General features: G+C 70.9%; 15 protein-coding genes and 1 pseudogene. 6 read left to right on the top strand and 10 right to left on the bottom strand.

What is annotated here, in order from left to right; translation table 11 throughout:
* Positions 1 to 1,035: hypothetical protein (locus MJ604_RS23480; RefSeq protein WP_374458370.1), on the top strand; the 1,035-nt coding region annotated here is incomplete at its 5' end.
* A 233-nt stretch (positions 1,036 to 1,268) separates the two neighbouring features.
* On the opposite strand, the gene MJ604_RS23475 is transcribed toward MJ604_RS23480, so the two are convergent.
* Entirely contained in the window at positions 1,269 to 2,282 is a 1,014-nt protein-coding gene (locus MJ604_RS23475; protein ID WP_243061217.1) for an alpha/beta hydrolase, read from the bottom strand.
* A 43-nt stretch (positions 2,283 to 2,325) separates the two neighbouring features.
* On the opposite strand from MJ604_RS23475, the gene MJ604_RS23470 reads away from it, so the two are divergent.
* From MJ604_RS23470 to MJ604_RS23455, 4 genes are all read left to right on the top strand, one after another.
* Positions 2,326 to 4,485: an RNA degradosome polyphosphate kinase gene (locus MJ604_RS23470; protein WP_243061216.1), complete on the top strand. Its 2,160-nt coding sequence runs from the start codon at positions 2,326 to 2,328 to the stop codon at positions 4,483 to 4,485.
* A 10-nt stretch (positions 4,486 to 4,495) separates the two neighbouring features.
* Entirely contained in the window at positions 4,496 to 6,652 is a 2,157-nt protein-coding gene (locus tag MJ604_RS23465) for a M64 family metallopeptidase (protein ID WP_243061215.1), read from the top strand.
* Between the two features lie 95 nt (positions 6,653 to 6,747).
* Positions 6,748 to 7,365 carry a DUF47 domain-containing protein gene (locus MJ604_RS23460; RefSeq protein WP_243061214.1) on the top strand — a complete coding sequence of 206 codons (618 nt, stop codon included), beginning with the start codon at positions 6,748 to 6,750 and terminating at the stop codon, positions 7,363 to 7,365.
* Positions 7,366 to 7,371: 6 nt separating this feature from the next.
* Entirely contained in the window at positions 7,372 to 8,370 is a 999-nt protein-coding gene (locus MJ604_RS23455; protein WP_243061213.1) for an inorganic phosphate transporter, read from the top strand.
* A 95-nt stretch (positions 8,371 to 8,465) separates the two neighbouring features.
* On the opposite strand, the gene MJ604_RS23450 is transcribed toward MJ604_RS23455, so the two are convergent.
* The 6 genes from MJ604_RS23450 to MJ604_RS23425 form a co-directional block, all read right to left on the bottom strand.
* The gene (locus MJ604_RS23450) at positions 8,466 to 9,509 is read right to left on the bottom strand and encodes a hypothetical protein (protein ID WP_243061212.1); all 1,044 of its coding nucleotides are present in this window, start codon (positions 9,507 to 9,509) and stop codon (positions 8,466 to 8,468) included.
* Positions 9,510 to 9,651: 142 nt separating this feature from the next.
* The gene (gene pstB / locus MJ604_RS23445) at positions 9,652 to 10,431 is read right to left on the bottom strand and encodes a phosphate ABC transporter ATP-binding protein PstB (protein ID WP_243061211.1); all 780 of its coding nucleotides are present in this window, start codon (positions 10,429 to 10,431) and stop codon (positions 9,652 to 9,654) included.
* A gap of 24 nt (positions 10,432 to 10,455) precedes the next feature.
* Positions 10,456 to 11,535, bottom strand: a complete 1,080-nt coding sequence (gene pstA, locus MJ604_RS23440) for a phosphate ABC transporter permease PstA (protein ID WP_243061210.1) — start codon at positions 11,533 to 11,535, stop codon at positions 10,456 to 10,458.
* A 2-nt stretch (positions 11,536 to 11,537) separates the two neighbouring features.
* A complete protein-coding gene (gene pstC / locus MJ604_RS23435; protein ID WP_243061209.1) occupies positions 11,538 to 12,485 on the bottom strand; it encodes a phosphate ABC transporter permease subunit PstC in 948 nt (315 codons plus the stop codon).
* Positions 12,486 to 12,569: 84 nt separating this feature from the next.
* Entirely contained in the window at positions 12,570 to 13,685 is a 1,116-nt protein-coding gene (locus tag MJ604_RS23430) for a phosphate ABC transporter substrate-binding protein PstS (protein WP_243061208.1), read from the bottom strand.
* 170 nt (positions 13,686 to 13,855) lie between these two features.
* Positions 13,856 to 14,716, bottom strand: a complete 861-nt coding sequence (locus tag MJ604_RS23425; protein ID WP_243061207.1) for an NUDIX hydrolase — start codon at positions 14,714 to 14,716, stop codon at positions 13,856 to 13,858.
* Between the two features lie 43 nt (positions 14,717 to 14,759).
* On the opposite strand from MJ604_RS23425, the gene MJ604_RS23420 reads away from it, so the two are divergent.
* Positions 14,760 to 15,791, top strand: coding sequence for a hypothetical protein (locus tag MJ604_RS23420; protein ID WP_243061206.1), 1,032 nt, complete (start codon positions 14,760 to 14,762; stop codon positions 15,789 to 15,791).
* An 8-nt stretch (positions 15,792 to 15,799) separates the two neighbouring features.
* Here the strand turns inward: MJ604_RS23420 and MJ604_RS23415 are convergent, their stop codons facing one another.
* The 3 genes and pseudogenes from MJ604_RS23415 to MJ604_RS23405 all read right to left on the bottom strand — a co-directional run.
* Entirely contained in the window at positions 15,800 to 15,964 is a 165-nt protein-coding gene (locus MJ604_RS23415) for a hypothetical protein (RefSeq protein ID WP_243061204.1), read from the bottom strand.
* A gap of 183 nt (positions 15,965 to 16,147) precedes the next feature.
* Positions 16,148 to 16,351: a cold-shock protein gene (locus MJ604_RS23410; protein ID WP_056863399.1), complete on the bottom strand. Its 204-nt coding sequence runs from the start codon at positions 16,349 to 16,351 to the stop codon at positions 16,148 to 16,150.
* Positions 16,352 to 16,630: 279 nt separating this feature from the next.
* Positions 16,631 to 16,858 (bottom strand): annotated as a pseudogene (locus MJ604_RS23405) (FliA/WhiG family RNA polymerase sigma factor); the annotation flags it as partial.

Here is a 16,858-nt window from a genome sequence, read left to right as displayed (position 1 = left end):
GCCGACGCCGCGCACACCGCCCGGCTGGAGGCCGAGACCGCCGCCCGCGAGGCCGTCGAGGGTGCCACCGCTGCCGAGACGGCCCGCGCCGCCGCGGAGCAGGCCGCCCGCGAGCAGGCCGAGGCCGCCGGTCGCGCGGCTGCCGCCGAGGAGGCCGCACACCGCACCGCCGCCGACATGGCCGAGGCGCTCCGGACCGCGCACGAGGCGCGGATCGCCGCCGACGACAAGGCGCGCGACCACGCCGAGCTCGCCCAGCAGGCGCACCAGGCCCGTACGGCGGCGGAGACGTCGGCCGCCGAGGCCGCAGCCCAGCGCGAGTCCGCAGAGCAGACCGCCACCACGCAGCTCACCGCCGCCACCGAGGCGCACGCCGCCCGCGAGGCGGCCGAGGCCGCGGCCCGCGAGGCCGAGGAGCGTGCCGAGGCCGCGCAGGCCGCGCGCACCGACGCCGAGATGCGCGCCCGCGAGCAGGCCGAGGCCGCCGCGCAGGCCGCCACCGACCAGACCTCCGCGCACCAGCGCGCCGAGCAGCAGGCCGAGCTGGCCCGGGCCGCCCACGAGGCGCGCACCGCCGCGGACGCCACCGCCCAGGAGCAGGCCACCGCTCGCGAGGAGGCCGAGCGCGCCGCAGCCGCCAGCGCAGCGGCCCACCGCGCGGCCGAGGAGGACGCCCGCTCCCACGCCGAGCTCGCCGCCGCGGCAGCCGAGGAGCGGCGTACCGCCGAGGACCGGCTGCAGGAGGCCCTCACGCAGCTGCAGGACGCCGTCTCAGGTCGTGAGGCCGCCGAGCGGGCCGCCGCCGAGCAGGCCCGGCTGCGGGCCGAGGCCGAGGACGCCGCCGCCCAGCGCGCCGCGGACCGCAGCGCGGTCGAGGCGGCCGTCCGCCGCCAGGCCGAGATCGCGGAGGACGCCATGCGCGAGCGGGCGGAGGCCGAGGAGAAGGCCCGCGAGCTGGCCGTCCAGCTCGAGCAGGTGCGCGCCGAGCTGCTGGAGCTGCAGACGCAGAAGAAGGGCGGGCTCTTCCGCCGCTAGGGCGCTCAGCCCGAGCTTGTGAGGGCTGAGGATCACGCGCTGGGTCGAGTAGCCCCGTGGCCGAGGCACGAGGCCGCGACGGGCGTATCGAGACTAGGGCGCTCAGCCCGAGCTTGCCGCGACGGGCGTATCGAGGCTAGGGCGCTCAGCCCGAGCTTGTGAGGGCTGAGGATCACGCGCTGGGTCGAGTAGCCCCGTGGCCGAGGCACGAGGCCGCGACGGGCGTATCGAGACTAGCTCAGCGCAGCACCCAGCTTCGCCGCGATCGCGGCGTTGGCAGCCCGGCTGGTGCGGCCGACGCCGACCACGTTGAAGAACCCGTGGATCTGGTCGGGGAACCGGTGCATCTCGACCGGTACGCCGGCCTCCGCGAGCCGGCGCGCGTAGGCCTCGCCCTCGTCGCGCAGCGGGTCGAACCCGGCCGTGACGACCAGCGCCGGAGCCATGCCGGCCGGCAGATCGGCGTACAGCGGCGAGATACGCGGGTCGCGCTCGTCCTGGCCGGCGATGTAGCTGCGGCCGGCGAGGTCCATGAACCCCTTGGTCAGGTAGAACCCGTCTGCGAACAGCCGTGCGCTGTCGGTGTCGCGCACCGCGTCGGTCACCGGGTAGACCAGCAGCTGGAAGGCCAGCGGCAGCCCGGTGCGCGCGGCCTCGATGGCGACGACGGTCGCGAGGTTGCCGCCGGCCGAGTCGCCCCCGACCGCGATCCGCGCCGGGTCGACGCCGAGCTCGTCCGCGTGCTCGACCACCCAGCGGTGCGCGGCGAGCGCGTCGTCGTACGCCGCCGGGAACGGCAGCTCGGGGCTGAGCCGGTAGTCGACGGCCAGCACCCGCACGCCCGAGCGCTCGGCCAGGAAGCGGCACGGCGCGTCGTGCGACTCGAGGTCGCCGTACATGTAGCCGCCGCCGTGGAAGAACAGCAGCAGCGCGCCGCAGTCGCGCGTCGGCGTGTAGAGCCGCGCCGGCAGCCCGGCGACCCGGAGGTCGCGCACCGAGCCGATCGGCTGCCGCCCGGCGGTGGCGGCGGAGTGCCGGCGTACGGCGGCCCGGCCTTCCGGGATCGGCAGCGTCTCGGCGCCGCGCTCGCGGACCAGCCGCTGCAGCAGGAGCATCAGCCGCAGGTCGGCGGCGAGGGTCTGACCGTCGCGCACGACGGGCCTCCCGCCCAGCACCCGCTGGACGCGCTGGGGCAGTGCCATCGCGGCCCTCAGGCCGAGCGCCTCGACGCGCTCCCGGGTCAACACGTGAGGAAACCTACCGTTCACCCTGCGGTGCCAGACTGACCTCATGAGTCTCGACAGCCTGCCGCCGGAGGGGATCGCCGCCCACGGCGAGGACATCCCTGAAGAGACGTTCGAGGTCGAGCCGCCGTACCGGCCCGATGCGGAGGAGCTGGCCGCGGTCGAGAAGTTCGAGGACAGGTTCCTCGACCGGGAGCTGTCCTGGTTGCGCTTCAACCAGCGGGTCCTGGAGCTGGCCGAGGACCGCCGGCTGCCGCTGCTGGAGCGGGCCCGGTTCCTCGCGATCTTCACCAGCAACCTCGACGAGTTCTTCATGGTCCGCGTGGCCGGCCTGAAGCGCCGGATCGCCGCAGGCGTGGCCGTTCAAGCGGCGTCCGGGCTGATGCCGACCGAGGTGCTGACGCAGATCCTGGCGACCACGCGGGACCTGGTCGAGCGGCAGGTGCGGGTGTTCCGCGACGAGATCGTGCCCGCCCTGGCGGACTCCGGCATCGAGCTGGTCCGGTGGGACGACCTCGACCGCGAGGAGCAGAAGGCGTGCAAGCGGCTGTTCAAGGAGCGGGTCTTCCCGGTCCTGACGCCGCTGGCCGTCGATCCCGCCCACCCGTTCCCCTACATCTCCGGCCTGTCGCTCAACCTCGCCGTGCTGATCCGCAACCCCAAGACCCGTAAGGAGCACTTCGCCCGCGTGAAGGTGCCGCCGATCTTCGCGCGGTTCGTGCCGGTCGGGAACCAGCGCTTCGTGCCGCTCGAGGACGTGATCGGCGAGCACCTCAAGCGGCTGTTCCCCGGCATGGACGTGCTCGAGGTGCACACGTTCCGGGTCACCCGCAACGAGGACCTCGAGGTCGAGGAGGACGACGCGGAGAACATCCTCGCTGCGCTCGAGAAGGAGCTGCTGCGTCGTCGCTTCGGTCCTCCGGTCCGGCTCGAGGTCGAGGAGTCGATCGCGCCGCAGGTGCTGGAGCTGCTGATCTCCGAGCTCGGCATCTCCGGGGAGGAGGTCTTCAAGCTTCCCGGCCCGCTGGACCTCCGCGGCCTGCACGACATCGCCGACCTGCCCCGGCACGAGCTGAAGTACCCCGCGTTCCTGCCGACCACCCACAGCCGGCTGGCCGAGGTCGAGTCGGCCGCGCCGGTCGACGTCTTCAAGGCGACCCGGCGGCACGACGTCCTGCTCCACCACCCGTACGACTCGTTCGCCACGTCGGTGCAGCGGTTCATCGAGCAGGCCGCCGCCGACCCGCACGTGCTGGCGATCAAGCAGACGCTGTACCGGACCTCCGGCGATTCCCCCATCATCGACGCCCTCATCGACGCCGCCGAGGCCGGCAAGCAGGTGCTGGTGCTCGTCGAGATCAAGGCCCGCTTCGACGAGGAGGCCAACATCCGCTGGGCCCGCAAGCTCGAGCAGGCCGGGTGCCACGTGGTCTACGGCCTCGTCGGGCTGAAGACCCACTGCAAGCTGGCGATGGTCGTGCGCGACGAGCCCGACGGCATCCGCCGCTACACCCACATCGGCACCGGCAACTACAACCCGAAGACCTCGCGCATGTACGAGGACCTCGGGCTGATCACCACCGACGAGCGGATCGGCGAGGACGTCGCCCACCTGTTCAACAACCTGTCCGGCTGGTCGCGCAACCCGACGTACGACGAGCTCCTTGTCGCGCCGGACTCCGTGCGCACCGGACTGATCGAGCAGGTGCACCGCGAGATCGCGTACCACCAGGCCGGCAAGCCGGCGCGGATCCGGATGAAGGCCAACTCGGTCGTCGACGAGGCCGTGATCGACTCGCTGTACCTCGCCTCGCAGGCCGGGGTCCCGGTCGAGCTGCTGGTGCGCGGCATCTGCGCCCTGCGGCCGGGCGTCCCCGGGCTCTCGGAGACGATCACGGTGCGCTCGGTCCTCGGCCGGTTCCTCGAGCACAGCCGGGTGTTCTGGTTCGAGAACGGCGGCGACCCGGTCGCGTGGATCGGCTCGGCCGACATGATGCACCGCAACCTCGACCGCCGCGTCGAGGTGCTGGTCCGGCTGCCCGGCGAGGACAACGTCAGCGCGATCACCGAGCTCCTCGACCTGGCGTTCGCGGAGGACACCGACGCCTGGGCCCTCGGCAGTGACGGCGAGTGGCGGCGCAACAACGGCACCGTGCACCTCCAGGAACTGCTGATCGAGGAGCAACGGCGGCGCCGGACCACCTAGCCTGCGAGGCATGGCACCTTCTCGGTCGTTCCTCGGTCTGGCCCTGCTCGTGCTCGCGCTGGTCGCGGGCGCCCTCGCCGGTACGCCGGCCTCCGCAGATCCACCCTCCGTCCAGCTGGTGACCCTCGACCTCGGGCCCGACGGCCGGCTCCGGGTCGTCGACGCCGTGCCGGCACCCGGCATCGGCCTCGCGGACGCGGCGCCCGCCGGGGCGGACACCGTCACCGTCGAGGTGGTCGGCACCGACGGGCGGGTCGACTACCGGAGCCGGGTCGCGGTCGACGACACGATCCGCGCGGAGTTCCCGGCTCGCGCGGGCTCCGACGAGCTCTCGCACGAGCGGGTGCCCGGGCAGGGCGCGTTCACCGTGGCGCTGCCGATCGGCGCCGGTGACCGGGTCCGCGTGACCGACGCGGGCCGGTCGAGCACCGCCGCGGCGGTCCCAGCGCGGAAGCGTGCCGACGAGCCGGTGGTCGTGCCGCTGCCGGGCTATCCGGCCGCCGACCCGGCGAACCGCGTGGACCTGGTGATCCTCGGCGACGGGTACACCGCCGCCGAGCAGGCCGACTTCGCGGCCGACGCGGCCGCGGTCGCCGACGGGCTGCTCGACATCGCGCCGTACTCGACCTACGCGGGATTCCTCAACGTGGTGGGGGTCTTCGCGCCCTCGGCGCAGTCCGGCGCGGACCACCCGCCGTACCAGGACGGCTGCGCCGGCGGCACCACCCACCCGATCACCTGCTGCCCCGACCCGACCGCACCGGCGAGCGGCACCTACCGGACGACGCGGTACGAGTCGTCGTACTGCTACTACGGCATCCAGCGGCTGATGGTCCCGACCAACGAGGGCCAGGTGTACGCCGACGCGACCGCGGCGTACCCGGCCTGGGACCAGCTGCTGCTGGTCGTCAACGACCCGGAGTACGGCGGGTCCGGTGGCGCGATCGCCACGACGTCGACCGACCCGTCCGGGGTCGAGGTGATGCGGCACGAGCTCGGCCACAGCCTGCTGTGGCTCGACGACGAGTACGCGGACGACACCCCTGGCTACCCGGGCTGCACCGACGTCGCCCGGAGGCCCAGCCTCGGCCCCTGCCAAGCGAACGTCACCGACGCGACCACCCGCGGGACGCTGAAGTGGCGGCGCTGGGTCAAGGCGTCCACCCCGATCCCGACCCGGCCACCGACGCCGTCGTCGGTCGTCGGGCTGTTCCTCGGCGCGCACTACTCCAGCGACACCTACTACCGCTCGTGCGACGAGTGCCTGATGCGCTACCTCCAGCGGCCGTTCGGCTCCGTGGCCGCCGAGCAGCTGCCCGTGCGGCTGTACGCCGGAGGCTGGCAGGGCCCGGCCGGCGCGGGGAGCGGCCGGATCGAGCTGGTCGAGCCCGGGAGCGCGTCGCCGTCCACCTCGGCCCCGCTGAGCGTCGCGGCCGGTGCGACCCAGACGTTCTCGGCCCAGGTGCTCGCGCCGACCGCCGGACCGGGCACCCGGGTCCGGTGGGTCGTCGACGGCGTCGAGGTGAGCTCGTCGGTGGTCACCTCCGGACCCGTCCACCTCGACTGGGTCTCGCCGGACGGCGGCGACCACACGGTCCGGCTCGAGGTCGCCGACGTCGCCGGAGTCCTGCACCCGACGCTCTCCTACCAGAGCCTCGCCCACGCGACCTGGACCATCGGCACCGGTGGCCCGCGCGAGCTGCTCACCAACGGCGGCTTCGAGCTGCCGCTCGGGCGGGGGTGGACCCGCAGCCACGTGGCGACGTCCGACCGGCTCTGCCGCGCCGACGTTGCACGGTCCGGGCAGTGCGCCGTACGCCTCAGCGCCTCGCGTTCCACTGCTCGGCGCCTCACCAGCGCGCCGGATGCGACCGCCGCGACCGGGGACGAGCTGACGCTGCGAGCGGCCGTCGATCCCGACGACCTGCGGGCCGACGCCCGGGTCATCGCGGTCGTCGAGCTCGCGGGTGGGACCACGCAGCGGCTCACGCTGGCCGGCTTCCCGCAGGACCGGAAGGATCGCCGTGGGTACCTCACCCGCGAGACCTCGATCACGCTGGCCGGGGACGTCACGAACCTGCAGGTCAGGGTGCAGATCGCCCGGGGCCGCGGCACGGTGCTCGTCGACGCGGTCTCGCTGCTGCTCCGGAAGGGCGCCGGAGGCTGACCTGTGCGAAGGTGGACCGCGTCCGCCAGTTGCGGAGCGAGCGAGTTCACCCCCTAGCATGTGTGCGGTTCTTTCCGCCTCACCAGGAGTTGTCCGTGGGTTTGCGATTCAAGCCGGTCGACACGTCGTTCTACGACCTCTTCACCAAGGCCGCGCAGCACTTGGTCGTGGGCGCCGACCTCCTCGCCGAGATGCTCGGCGAGGGTGCCGATCACGCCGATGTCGCGCGCCGCATGCGCGAGGCGGAGCACAGCGCCGACGAGACGACGCACGAGCTGATCAAGAAGGTGAACTCCACCTTCGTCACGCCGTTCGACCGTGAGGACATCTACGCCCTGGGCTCCGGCCTGGACGACGTGATGGACCTGATGGACGAGGCCGTCGACCTGATCCTTCTCTACGAGGTGAAGGTGCTCCCCCCGGAGCTGTCGACCCAGGTCGAGGTGCTGCAGCGCTGCGCCGAGCTGACCGCGGCCGCGATGCCGAACCTGCGCTCGATGCAGTCGCTCGAGGAGTACTGGATCGAGGTCAACCGCCTCGAGAACGCCGGCGACAAGAACCACCGCCGTACGCTCGCGAAGCTCTTCAGCGGCGAGTTCAAGACCATCGAGGTGCTCAAGCTCAAGGACATCGTCGAGTCCCTCGAGGGTGCGATCGACGCGTTCGAGAAGGTCGCCAACATCGTTGAGCAGATCGCCGTCAAGGAGTCCTGACCCCTCATGGACCTCGCGATCGTCATCGCGGTCGTCGTGGTCGCCCTCGTGTTCGACTACACGAACGGCTTCCACGACGCAGCCAACGCCATCGCCACCTCGGTGTCCACCCGGGCGTTGACCCCGCGCATCGCGCTGGGCATGGCCGCGATCTTCAACTTCGTCGGCGCGTTCCTCGGGCAGGAGGTCGCGAAGACCGTCAGCAGCGTGATCGACGTACCTGACGACACCCATGGTCTGGTGATCGTCCTAGGTGGCTTGTTCGGCGCGATCGCCTGGAACCTGATCACCTGGTACTTCGGGCTGCCCTCGTCGTCGTCGCACGCGCTGATCGGCGGCCTGGTCGGCGCCGCGATCGCCTCCGGCTCGACCGTGGAGTGGAGCGTGATCAACGAGAAGGTCCTCATCCCGATGCTGCTCTCGCCGGTCGTCGGCTTCACGCTGGCGTTCGCGCTGATGCTGGCGATCATGTGGATCTTCCGCCACCGGAACCAGCACCGCGTGCAGCGCGGCTTCCGGCTGGGGCAGACCGTCTCCGCGGCCGCGATGTCGCTCGGTCACGGGCTCCAGGACGCGCAGAAGACGATGGGCGTCATCTTCCTGGCGCTGCTCACCGGCGGGTTCGTCGAGGCGGGCGACCCGCTCCCGACCTGGGTCATCTTCGCGGCGGCCGGCGCGATCTCGCTCGGCACCTGGTCGGGTGGCTGGCGGATCATGCGCACCCTCGGCCGCCGGATCATCCACCTCGACCCGGCTCGTGGGTTCGCCTCCGAGACCGTCGCGTCGGGCATCCTCTACACCACCGCGTTCGTCTTCCACGCCCCGATCTCGACCACGCAGACCATCACCTCCGCGATCATGGGCGCCGGCGCCACCAAGCGCTTCTCCGCCGTCCGCTGGGGCGTGGCCCGCTCGATCGTCGTCGCCTGGGTGCTCACGTTCCCGATGGCCGGACTCATCGCCATCGTCTGCTACTGGGTGCTGCACCTGCTCATCGGCGCCTGAGCTCACTCGTGGTGGGGGGATAGTCCCTGACGTTTCCGGGGTGACGTCACTCGTCGGACCCCGGAAACGTCAGGGACTATCCCGATTTCAGGCTCCTACGCTGCGCGGTGAGCCAGCAGCCGCTGCCGCTGCGACTCGCTGAGCGCACGTCGGGCGGCGACGGTCGTGGTGTCGATCCACCAGTCGGGAGGCTCGAGCGTCCATCGTCTGCGGGCGGGAGGGAGCTCGGCGGCCCGCTCGTAGGCCCAGGTCAGCCGCCTCCGGAACGGCTCCGGACTGCTGACATCGCCGGCGAGCATGGTGACGTCCACGAGCCCGTGCGCTCGGAACTCGTGATCGCGCGTCTCGTCACGATCGCGACGATCACGCACGAGGTGGAGGTCGCCGTCGTACTCACCCACCACACCGGCGACCGGGTCGATCAGGTCCGGAGTGCCGAGGTGAACGCCACCCGGGCCGAACACCGGGACATTGCACCGCAACGGCACTCGACCCATGGCCGCCCTCCACGCCCTCCGCAGGGCCGGCTCGCGGGGCGACCAGCTGTTCTCCACCGCCAGGGCCAGCGCCTCGTCGCGGCACAGCGGGATCCCCGTCCACCCCGGGATCGTGTTGGCGTACGCCGCGGCCTCGTCGATCGACACCACGTCGCTGAAGCACGCCATGTCCAGGGTGGTCACGGCGTCCCAGACGTCGCGGGCGTACCGCATCGCGAAGCAGACCGAGCGGGCCGGGATCGTCACCCGCAGGCCGTCGACGACGATCACGTCTCGCTCGAGAAGTCGCTCCTCCGACGTGGCGATGCCCCGTTGCGGCCTGATCAGCCGGTTGTTGCCGATGACCAGGTCGACCGGACGGGTCGGCCCGCCTCCCCATGGCGTGCCGTCGAACCACGTACCACCCATCCACGCCAGCGCTGCCCAACCGGTGACCGCACCCCAGTCGTCGGGCAGGACCGCTGCCGCCTCGACGATCCGCTGCGAGACACCGGTCCGGTCCACCTCGGCCGGCACGTACAGCCCGCGGCTCGAGCGCCTCCAGCGTGGGCCCCGGGCCTGGTCCGGGGTCGGTCCGACCTTCCCCGACGGATCAACGCGCACCGGGAGCACCGCGTCGCGCGTGATCCCGGAGAGGTCCATTGCGAGACCTTGCCCCACCTGGCCGCCGCGGTGTGCTCGTCATCCACAGGCCCTGATTTCGGGTAGTCCCTGACGTTTCCGGGGCCAACGCGCGTGCTGGACCCCGGAAACGTCAGGGACTACTCGAAATCAAGGCCAGCACTCAGCCGAACCGACCCGAGATGTAGGCCTCGGTGGACTCCTCGTCCGGCTGGGTGAACATCTTGCTGGTGGGGTTGAACTCCACCAGGTGGCCGGGCTCGCCGGTGGCCTTGAGGTTGAAGAAGCCGGTGTCGTCGGAGACACGGGCGGCCTGCTGCATGTTGTGGGTGACGATCACGATCGTGTAGTCGGACTTCAGCTCGTGGATCAGGTCCTCGATGGCCGCGGTCGAGATCGGGTCGAGGGCGGAGCACGGCTCGTCCATGAGCAGCACCTGCGGCTCGACGGCGATGGCGCGGGCGATGCAGAGGCGCTGCTGCTGGCCGCCGGAGAGGCTCATGCCGGGCTTGTTGAGCCGGTCCTTGACCTCGTTCCAGAGGTTGGCACCCTTCAGCGACCGCTCCACGATCGAGTCCGCCTCGGACTTCTTCATCCGCTTCGCGTTCAGCTTGTTGCCCGCGAGGACGTTGTCGTAGATCGACATCGTCGGGAACGGGTTCGGGCGCTGGAAGACCATGCCGATCTGGCGACGTACGGCGACCGGGTCGACGCCGGCGCCGTACAGGGACTGGCCGTCCACGACGACCTTCCCCTCGACGCGGGCACCCGGGATCACCTCGTGCATGCGGTTCAGCGAGCGCAGCACGGTGGACTTCCCGCAGCCGGACGGGCCGATGAAGGCGGTCACCGACCGCGCCTTGATGGTCATGTTGACGCCCTGCACGGCGAGGAAGTCGCCGTAGTAGATGTCCAGGTCGGAGACGTCGATGCTCTTGGCCATGGTGTGGTTCCTCTCAGCGCCGCGTCAGCGGCCGGTCTTGGGTGCGAAGACGCGGCCGATCACCCGCGCGACGAGGTTCAGGATCATGACGATGGCGACCAGCACGAGCGCGGCGCCCCAGGCGCGCGCCTCGTTCTCGGCGGCGTACTTGCCGCCGGTCGTCACCGACGAGTAGATGAAGACGGGGAGCGTCATCATGCGCCCCTCGAACGGGTTGAAGTTCGTGGACGTCGTGGTGCCGGCGATGATCAGCAGCGGCGCGGTCTCGCCCGCCACCCGCGCGATCGCGAGCGTGACGCCGGTGACGATGCCACCGAGCGCGGTGGGCAGCACGACCTTGACGATCGTGCGCCACTTCGGCACACCCAGGGCGTACGACGCCTCGCGCAGCTCGTCGGGCACCAGCTTCAGCATCTCCTCGGTGGCGCGCACGACGATCGGGATCATCAGCACCGAGAGCGCCACGGCGCCGCCGAAGCCGAACCGGATCGCCGGTCCGAAGATCAGCGTGAACAGCGCGAAGGCGAAGAGGCCGGCGACGATCGACGGGATGCCGGTCATCACGTCCACGAGGAACGTGATCCACCGCGCGAGCTTCTTGCCCTTGCCGTACTCCACGAGGTAGATCGCGGCCATCACGCCGATCGGGACCGACATGATCGTCGCGCAGGTCGTGACGATGAACGTGCCGATGAGCGCGTGGTAGATGCCGCCACCCTCACCGAGGATGCCGCGCATCGAGTAGGTGAGGAACTCGGCCGAGAGCACCGCGGCGCCCTTGCTGACGACCTGGTAGATCAGCGCGACGAGCGGGATCATCGCCAGGCCGAACGCGCTCCACACGAGCGTGGTGACGAAGCGGTCCTTGGCGCGGCGCTCACCCTCGACGAGCAGCGACCAGACCGGCAGGACCACGAGGAGCAGCAGCCAGCCGAGGACGGCCGTGCCGACCCAGCCCCAGCCCAGCAGCAGCCCGGTGAGGGCGGCCAGCCCGAAGGCGATGACACCGGCGAGCCACGGCGCGAGAGCGGGCAGCTGCGGGTTCGTCAGCGGCATGCTGTCGCGATCGGCCCGCGGGCCCGGAGGAGTGATGGTGCTGGACATGGTCACCCCTTGACCTGACCGCGGGCGGCGATCCAGCGCCCGAAGAAGTTGACGGCGAACGAGATCACGAACAGCACCAGGCCGCTGAAGACCAGGACGTTGATCTTGGTGCCCGAGGCGTTGCCGAAGTTCAGCGCGATGTTCGCGGCGATGGTGGACGGGTTCTGCGGCGAGATCAGGTTGACGGTCACGACGCCGATCCCGACGGACAGGACCATCGCGACCGCCATCGTCTCCCCGAGCGCGCGGCCGAGGCCGAGCATGATCCCGGAGATGACACCCGATCGGGAGTACGGGAACACCGTCATCCGGACCATCTCCCAGCGGGTCGCGCCGAGCGCGAGCGCCGCCTCCTCGTGCATCCGCGGCGTCTGCGCGAAGACCTCGCGCGAGATGGCGGTGACGATCGGGAGGATCATGATCGCGAGCACGATCGATGCGGTGAGGATGGTGCGGCCGGTGGTGGCCGGCCCCTCGAAGAACGGCAGCCAGCCGAGGTGCCCGGCGAGCCACTGGTACGACGGCAGGATCGCCGGCGCCAGGACGAAGGCGCCCCACAGGCCGTAGACCACGCTCGGGATCGCGGCGAGCAGGTCGATGACGTACCCGAGCGACTTCGCGATCCGGCGCGGTGCGTAGTGCGAGATCACCAGTGCGACGCCGAGCGCCAGCGGCACGGCGAGCAGCAGCGCGATGACCGATGCGAGCAGCGTGCCGAAGAGCAGCGGCCAGACGAACAGGACGATGTTGTCGTTGCCGTACGCCTGGTCGCCGGACGCCGTGATGGCGGGCGCGCCCTCGATCAGCAGGAAGAGGCCGACCCCGGCGAGGGCGACCATGATCAGGACGCCGGCGCCCTTGGCGAGTCCGGCGAAGACGACGTCCCCGCGGCGCTGGACCGGGCCGGCGACGGCCTCGGTCTGCGGCTCCCTCTTGGTGGTGGTGCTCACCTGTCTCCTTGGAGGTTGGTACCCGACGTGCGCTGGTCCGGGTCCGACGGGGTCGGACCCGGACCGCGCATCAGTTGTCGGTGATCAGCCCGCCGAGATGTTCCCGACGATCTCGAGCGCCTTCGACTGCAGCGCGTCGGCGAGCGGCGCGACGCCGGCCTCCGTCGCGCCGAACTCCTGGCCCTCGTCGCTGAGGATGTACTCCATGTAGCCCTTCACCAGGTCGGCGGTGGCCGCGTCGGAGTAGGTCTGGCACGCGAGCAGGTACGACGTCAGCACGATCGGGTAGACGCCGGCCTCCTGGGTCTCGTGGTCGAGGTCGACGGCCATCGAGACGTCCGACTGGCCCTCGGCCGCCGGGGAGACCTCGAGGATCCGGGCCGCGGCCTCGGGGGACGGCGCCACGAACTCGTCGCCGACGCCGACGTTGGCCTTGCCGAGGTCACCGGCCTGGCTCGCGTCGGCGTACCCGATCGCGTTGGTACCGCTCTTCACCGCGGACACGACGCCCGAGGTGCCCTGGGCGCCCTCGCCGCCGAAGCCCTTCGGCCAGGTCTCGACGACGCCGCCGCCCCAGGCGGAGGTGGCGACCGCGTCGAGGTAGTCGGTGAAGTTCTCGGTGGTGCCCGACTCGTCCGAGCGGTGGACCGGGTTGATGTCCGCGTCCGGCAGGGAGGCGTCCGGGTTGTCGCCGACGATCGCCGGGTCGTTCCACTTCGTGATCGAGCCGGCGAAGATCCCCGCGAGGGTGTCGGGCGAGAGGTTGAGCTCGTCGACGCCCTCGACGTTGAAGATGATCGCGATCGGGCTGACGTAGTTCGGGACCTCGATCGGGTCGCCGCCACAGGTCTCCGCCGCCGCGCTCAGCTCACCCTCGTCGTCGGTGAGGTAGGCGTCGGAACCGGCCAGCGGGAAGGCGCCGGAGATGAAGTTCTCACGACCGCCGCCGGAGCCGACCGGGTCGTAGGTGACGCTGACGTCGGGGTTGATGTCCTGGAACCCGACGATCCAGGCGTTCTGTGCGGCCTCCTGCGAGGACGCGCCGCCGATGGCGAGCTCACCGGACAGGTCACCGCTGCTCTCGGTGGCCGAGCCGCCGCCGTCGCTCTCGTTGCCGGCGCTGCAGGCGGTGACCGAGAGGGTGAGGGCGAGTGCAGCGATACCCGGCGCGATCGCCCGGCGGAAAGAAGTGCGAGTCACTTCGGTTCTCCTGATGTCTTTGATTGCTTTGACATCGGCGAAGTTAGGGAGCGCAGGTGGACGGCTTCGGGGTCGTCGGTGAACGACGGGTGAATACGAACTGCCCAGTGGAAGTCGTCAGGCCGTGCCCGAGACGGACATCACGTGAACAAGGCCAGGGCCCCTTGACCTCAGTGGACGAGATGCCGTTCGGTAGCGGTCACTCTGCCCTTGCGCAGGTGCACGACGACCATGCCGCCGGGCTCGAGCCCGGGGTCCGGGAGGCCGAGCGCGTCGAACACCGCGGGCAGCACCGGCCGGTGGGTGCAGAGCACCGCACTGTCCTCCGCCTCCGAGAGCTCGTCGACCAGCCGCAGCACCGAGGCGGCGGTCGCGTCCTCCTCCGACAGCCCGTCCTCCAGCTCGAGCTTCCAGCCGGTGACGTCGGCGTACGGGCCGACGGTCTCGACGCACCGGGTGCTGCTCGAGCTGACCACCCGGGTGACGTCGTACGCCGCCAGCAGCGGCACCAACTCCTGCGCCTGGTGCCGTCCGGCCTGGAGCAGCGGGCGCAGCCGGTCGTCCTGCCGCCACGCCTTGCGCGAGCGGGCCTCGCCGTGGCGGAGCACCACCAGCGCGTGGGTCTTGCGGCGCAGCTCCCGCGCCTCACGCAGCGTGTCGCGGTCGTGGTCGTAGGTGAGCTGCTGGAGCGCCTCGTCGTACTCGACCCACCGCACGTCGTCGATCTCGGCGTTCGGCTCGTAGCCGCTCACGTCGTCACTGCCGACCGCGCGACCGACCCAGTAGCTCACGGACTTCATCCGGCCGCCGGAGACGGCGTAGCGCTGACCGGCGAGCGCCGGGCCCAGCCGCACGTGCAGCCCGGTCTCCTCGGCGACCTCGCGCACCGCGCAGGCGGCGAGGTGCTCGCCGCGGTCGAGCTTGCCCTTGGGGAACGACCAGTCGTCGTACCGGGGCCGGTGGACCAGCAGCACCCGCTTCCCGGGACGGAAGACCACGACACCGGCGGCGAGCACGTCCTTCGTGGCCATGGTCGCTAGTGTCACACCACGCCGACCCGAACAGGAGACCGCCGTGCGCAGACGCCCGTTGATCGTGGGCGCGGTGGTGCTCGTGCTGGTCGCGGGCGCGGCGGTCGTGGGAGTGCGGTGGTGGCAGGGCTCCGGCAGGAGCGACCTGGAGCAGGCGGCCGGGTTCGCACCGTACGACGCCCAGCGGCTCTCGTGGACCGACTGGGCCGACGTCCGCGCGGAGGTCGGCACCGACGACCTCCCCGACCTCCTCGGCGCCGGCTTCGACGCCGACCTGACCTCGGCGTCGGCCCTCGTCGAGTCCGCTCCCCTGCTGCAGGCACGGTTCGGGTTCTCTCCCGCGACCGCCGAGTGGGAGCTGTTCAGCCAGTCGGAGTCCGGCGCGGTGGTGATCGTCCGGGTTCCCGACGATACCGACCTCGAGGACGTGGCCGACACGCTCGAGGAGACCGGCTTCACCCGGCCCGCCGACGACGAAGGCGTGTGGATGGGCGGCGCGGAGCTGCTCCCCGCCGTCGGAGCCAGGCTCACGCCGGAGCTGCAGTACGTCGCGCTCGACGCCGACGACCACCTGGTGCTCACCAGCGACAACGAGTCCTATCTAGCAGAGACGGTAGAGACCCTGGGCGACGGTGAACTGCCCGCGGCGATGGCCGACGTGGTGGCCGCGTCCGGCGATCCGCTGACCGCGTCCGTGTACGACGGCGCCTACACGTGCGCGGCGCTGGCGATGACCCAGGCCGATGCCGCCGACCAGGAGCTGGCCGACCGGCTGGTCGCCGACGCCGGCGAGGTCAACCCGATCTCGGCGTTCGCGATGTCGGTCCAGCCCGACCGTGGGGTCCGGGTGGCCATGGGGTTCGAGAACGACGACCAGGCGCGCGCCAACGCCGACTCGCGCGCGGTGCTCGCCGAGGGCCCGGCTCCCGGTCAGGGCGGGGAGTTCGGCGACCGGTTCACGGTCGACACGGTCGCCGCCGACGGCGACGTGGTGACGATGGACCTCGAGCCGAAGAAGGGCTCGTTCGTGTTCTCGGATCTGGCCAGCGGGCCGGTGCTGTTCGCGACCTGCTGAGTCTCGAGCTAGGTCTCCGTGCGCGGCTCGGGCACGACGCCCAGGATCTCGTCGATCTGATCGTCCGAGAGGCGGTCGTCAGACTCGCTCGCCGCGATGATCAGGTTCGTGGTGAGCTCCACCTCGCCCAGGAGGTCGGAGTCCTCGAGGGACACGTCGAACTGGTCGTGCACCTCATCACTCCTCAATGTGTGTTGCGTGGCGGGGGCGTCCCTCCAGTGTCGAGGGTGCCCGAGGGTCACGGAGGTAAACGCGACATCTGGAAATGTGACCGGTTCGGCGCCGGAATGGATCACCAAAATTGGCGAGAAGGCCCCACCCGAACGGGTGAGGCCTTCTCGTTGATCCTCGAGAGGTCAGACCGGGCGAACGTTCTCCGCCTGCGGGCCCTTCGGACCCTGCGTGACGTCGAACTCGACCTTCTGGTTCTCGTCCAGCGACTTGTAGCCCTGGGTCTGGATCGCCGAGTAGTGCACGAAGACGTCGTCGCCGCCGTCCTCCTGCGCGATGAAGCCGAAACCCTTCTCAGCGTTGAACCACTTCACGGTGCCTTGAGCCATTGCTCGTTACTCCTATTTGGGGCGAGAGGCCGTCACTTCAACGGCCCCGCAACAGATGCGGTGACACGTCGCTCCCACCCTGGATTGGCACCCATGAGAAGAAACGCCGTTGGATCACAAACTCCGCGGGCGTCAGACCTGCTGGAACTTGCACCTCTTGCTGGGCCTACGCTACCAACCATCGGCCTCGAGGGAATCTCCCCGGCCGACTTTTCTCATTCCGAGGGATGAAGGTTCTGCGACCCGGTCGTGAAGACCCGGGGAATGCGTCGGGCGGCGTCAGGCCGTGGCGTTGACCGCGAACCGACGGTTCGCGTCCGGGTTGTAGCGGCGTACGCCGGCGGCGTGCCGGTCGGCGACGGCGGCGAAGTAGCTCTCGCGACGCTTGGAGGCGCAGCCACCGGGCTTCTCCTCCGGCTTCATCAGCTCGGGGTCCAGCTCCGAGTTGAGGGCGTCGCGCAGGAGGACCAGCGCCTCGGCACGCAGCTGGGAGATCCGGGACTCGGT

Origin of the sequence: Nocardioides sp. SR21, from assembly GCF_022761125.1 — a bacterium.
Classification (GTDB): domain Bacteria; phylum Actinomycetota; class Actinomycetes; order Propionibacteriales; family Nocardioidaceae; genus Nocardioides.
This window is presented reverse-complemented; position numbering and strand designations above follow the sequence as displayed.

What these genes read in the sequence shown, in the direction of transcription:
- MJ604_RS23410 (WP_056863399.1), bottom strand. Translation starts at nt 16,351, where the DNA reads ATGGCTCAAGGCACCGTGAAGTGGTTCAACGCTGAGAAGGGTTTCGGC.
- pstB (WP_243061211.1), bottom strand. Translation starts at nt 10,431, where the DNA reads ATGGCCAAGAGCATCGACGTCTCCGACCTGGACATCTACTACGGCGAC.
- MJ604_RS23470 (WP_243061216.1), top strand. Translation starts at nt 2,326, where the DNA reads ATGAGTCTCGACAGCCTGCCGCCGGAGGGGATCGCCGCCCACGGCGAG.
- MJ604_RS23455 (WP_243061213.1), top strand. Translation starts at nt 7,372, where the DNA reads ATGGACCTCGCGATCGTCATCGCGGTCGTCGTGGTCGCCCTCGTGTTC.
- pstA (WP_243061210.1), bottom strand. Translation starts at nt 11,535, where the DNA reads ATGTCCAGCACCATCACTCCTCCGGGCCCGCGGGCCGATCGCGACAGC.
- MJ604_RS23425 (WP_243061207.1), bottom strand. Translation starts at nt 14,716, where the DNA reads ATGGCCACGAAGGACGTGCTCGCCGCCGGTGTCGTGGTCTTCCGTCCC.
- MJ604_RS23450 (WP_243061212.1), bottom strand. Translation starts at nt 9,509, where the DNA reads ATGGACCTCTCCGGGATCACGCGCGACGCGGTGCTCCCGGTGCGCGTT.
- MJ604_RS23465 (WP_243061215.1), top strand. Translation starts at nt 4,496, where the DNA reads ATGGCACCTTCTCGGTCGTTCCTCGGTCTGGCCCTGCTCGTGCTCGCG.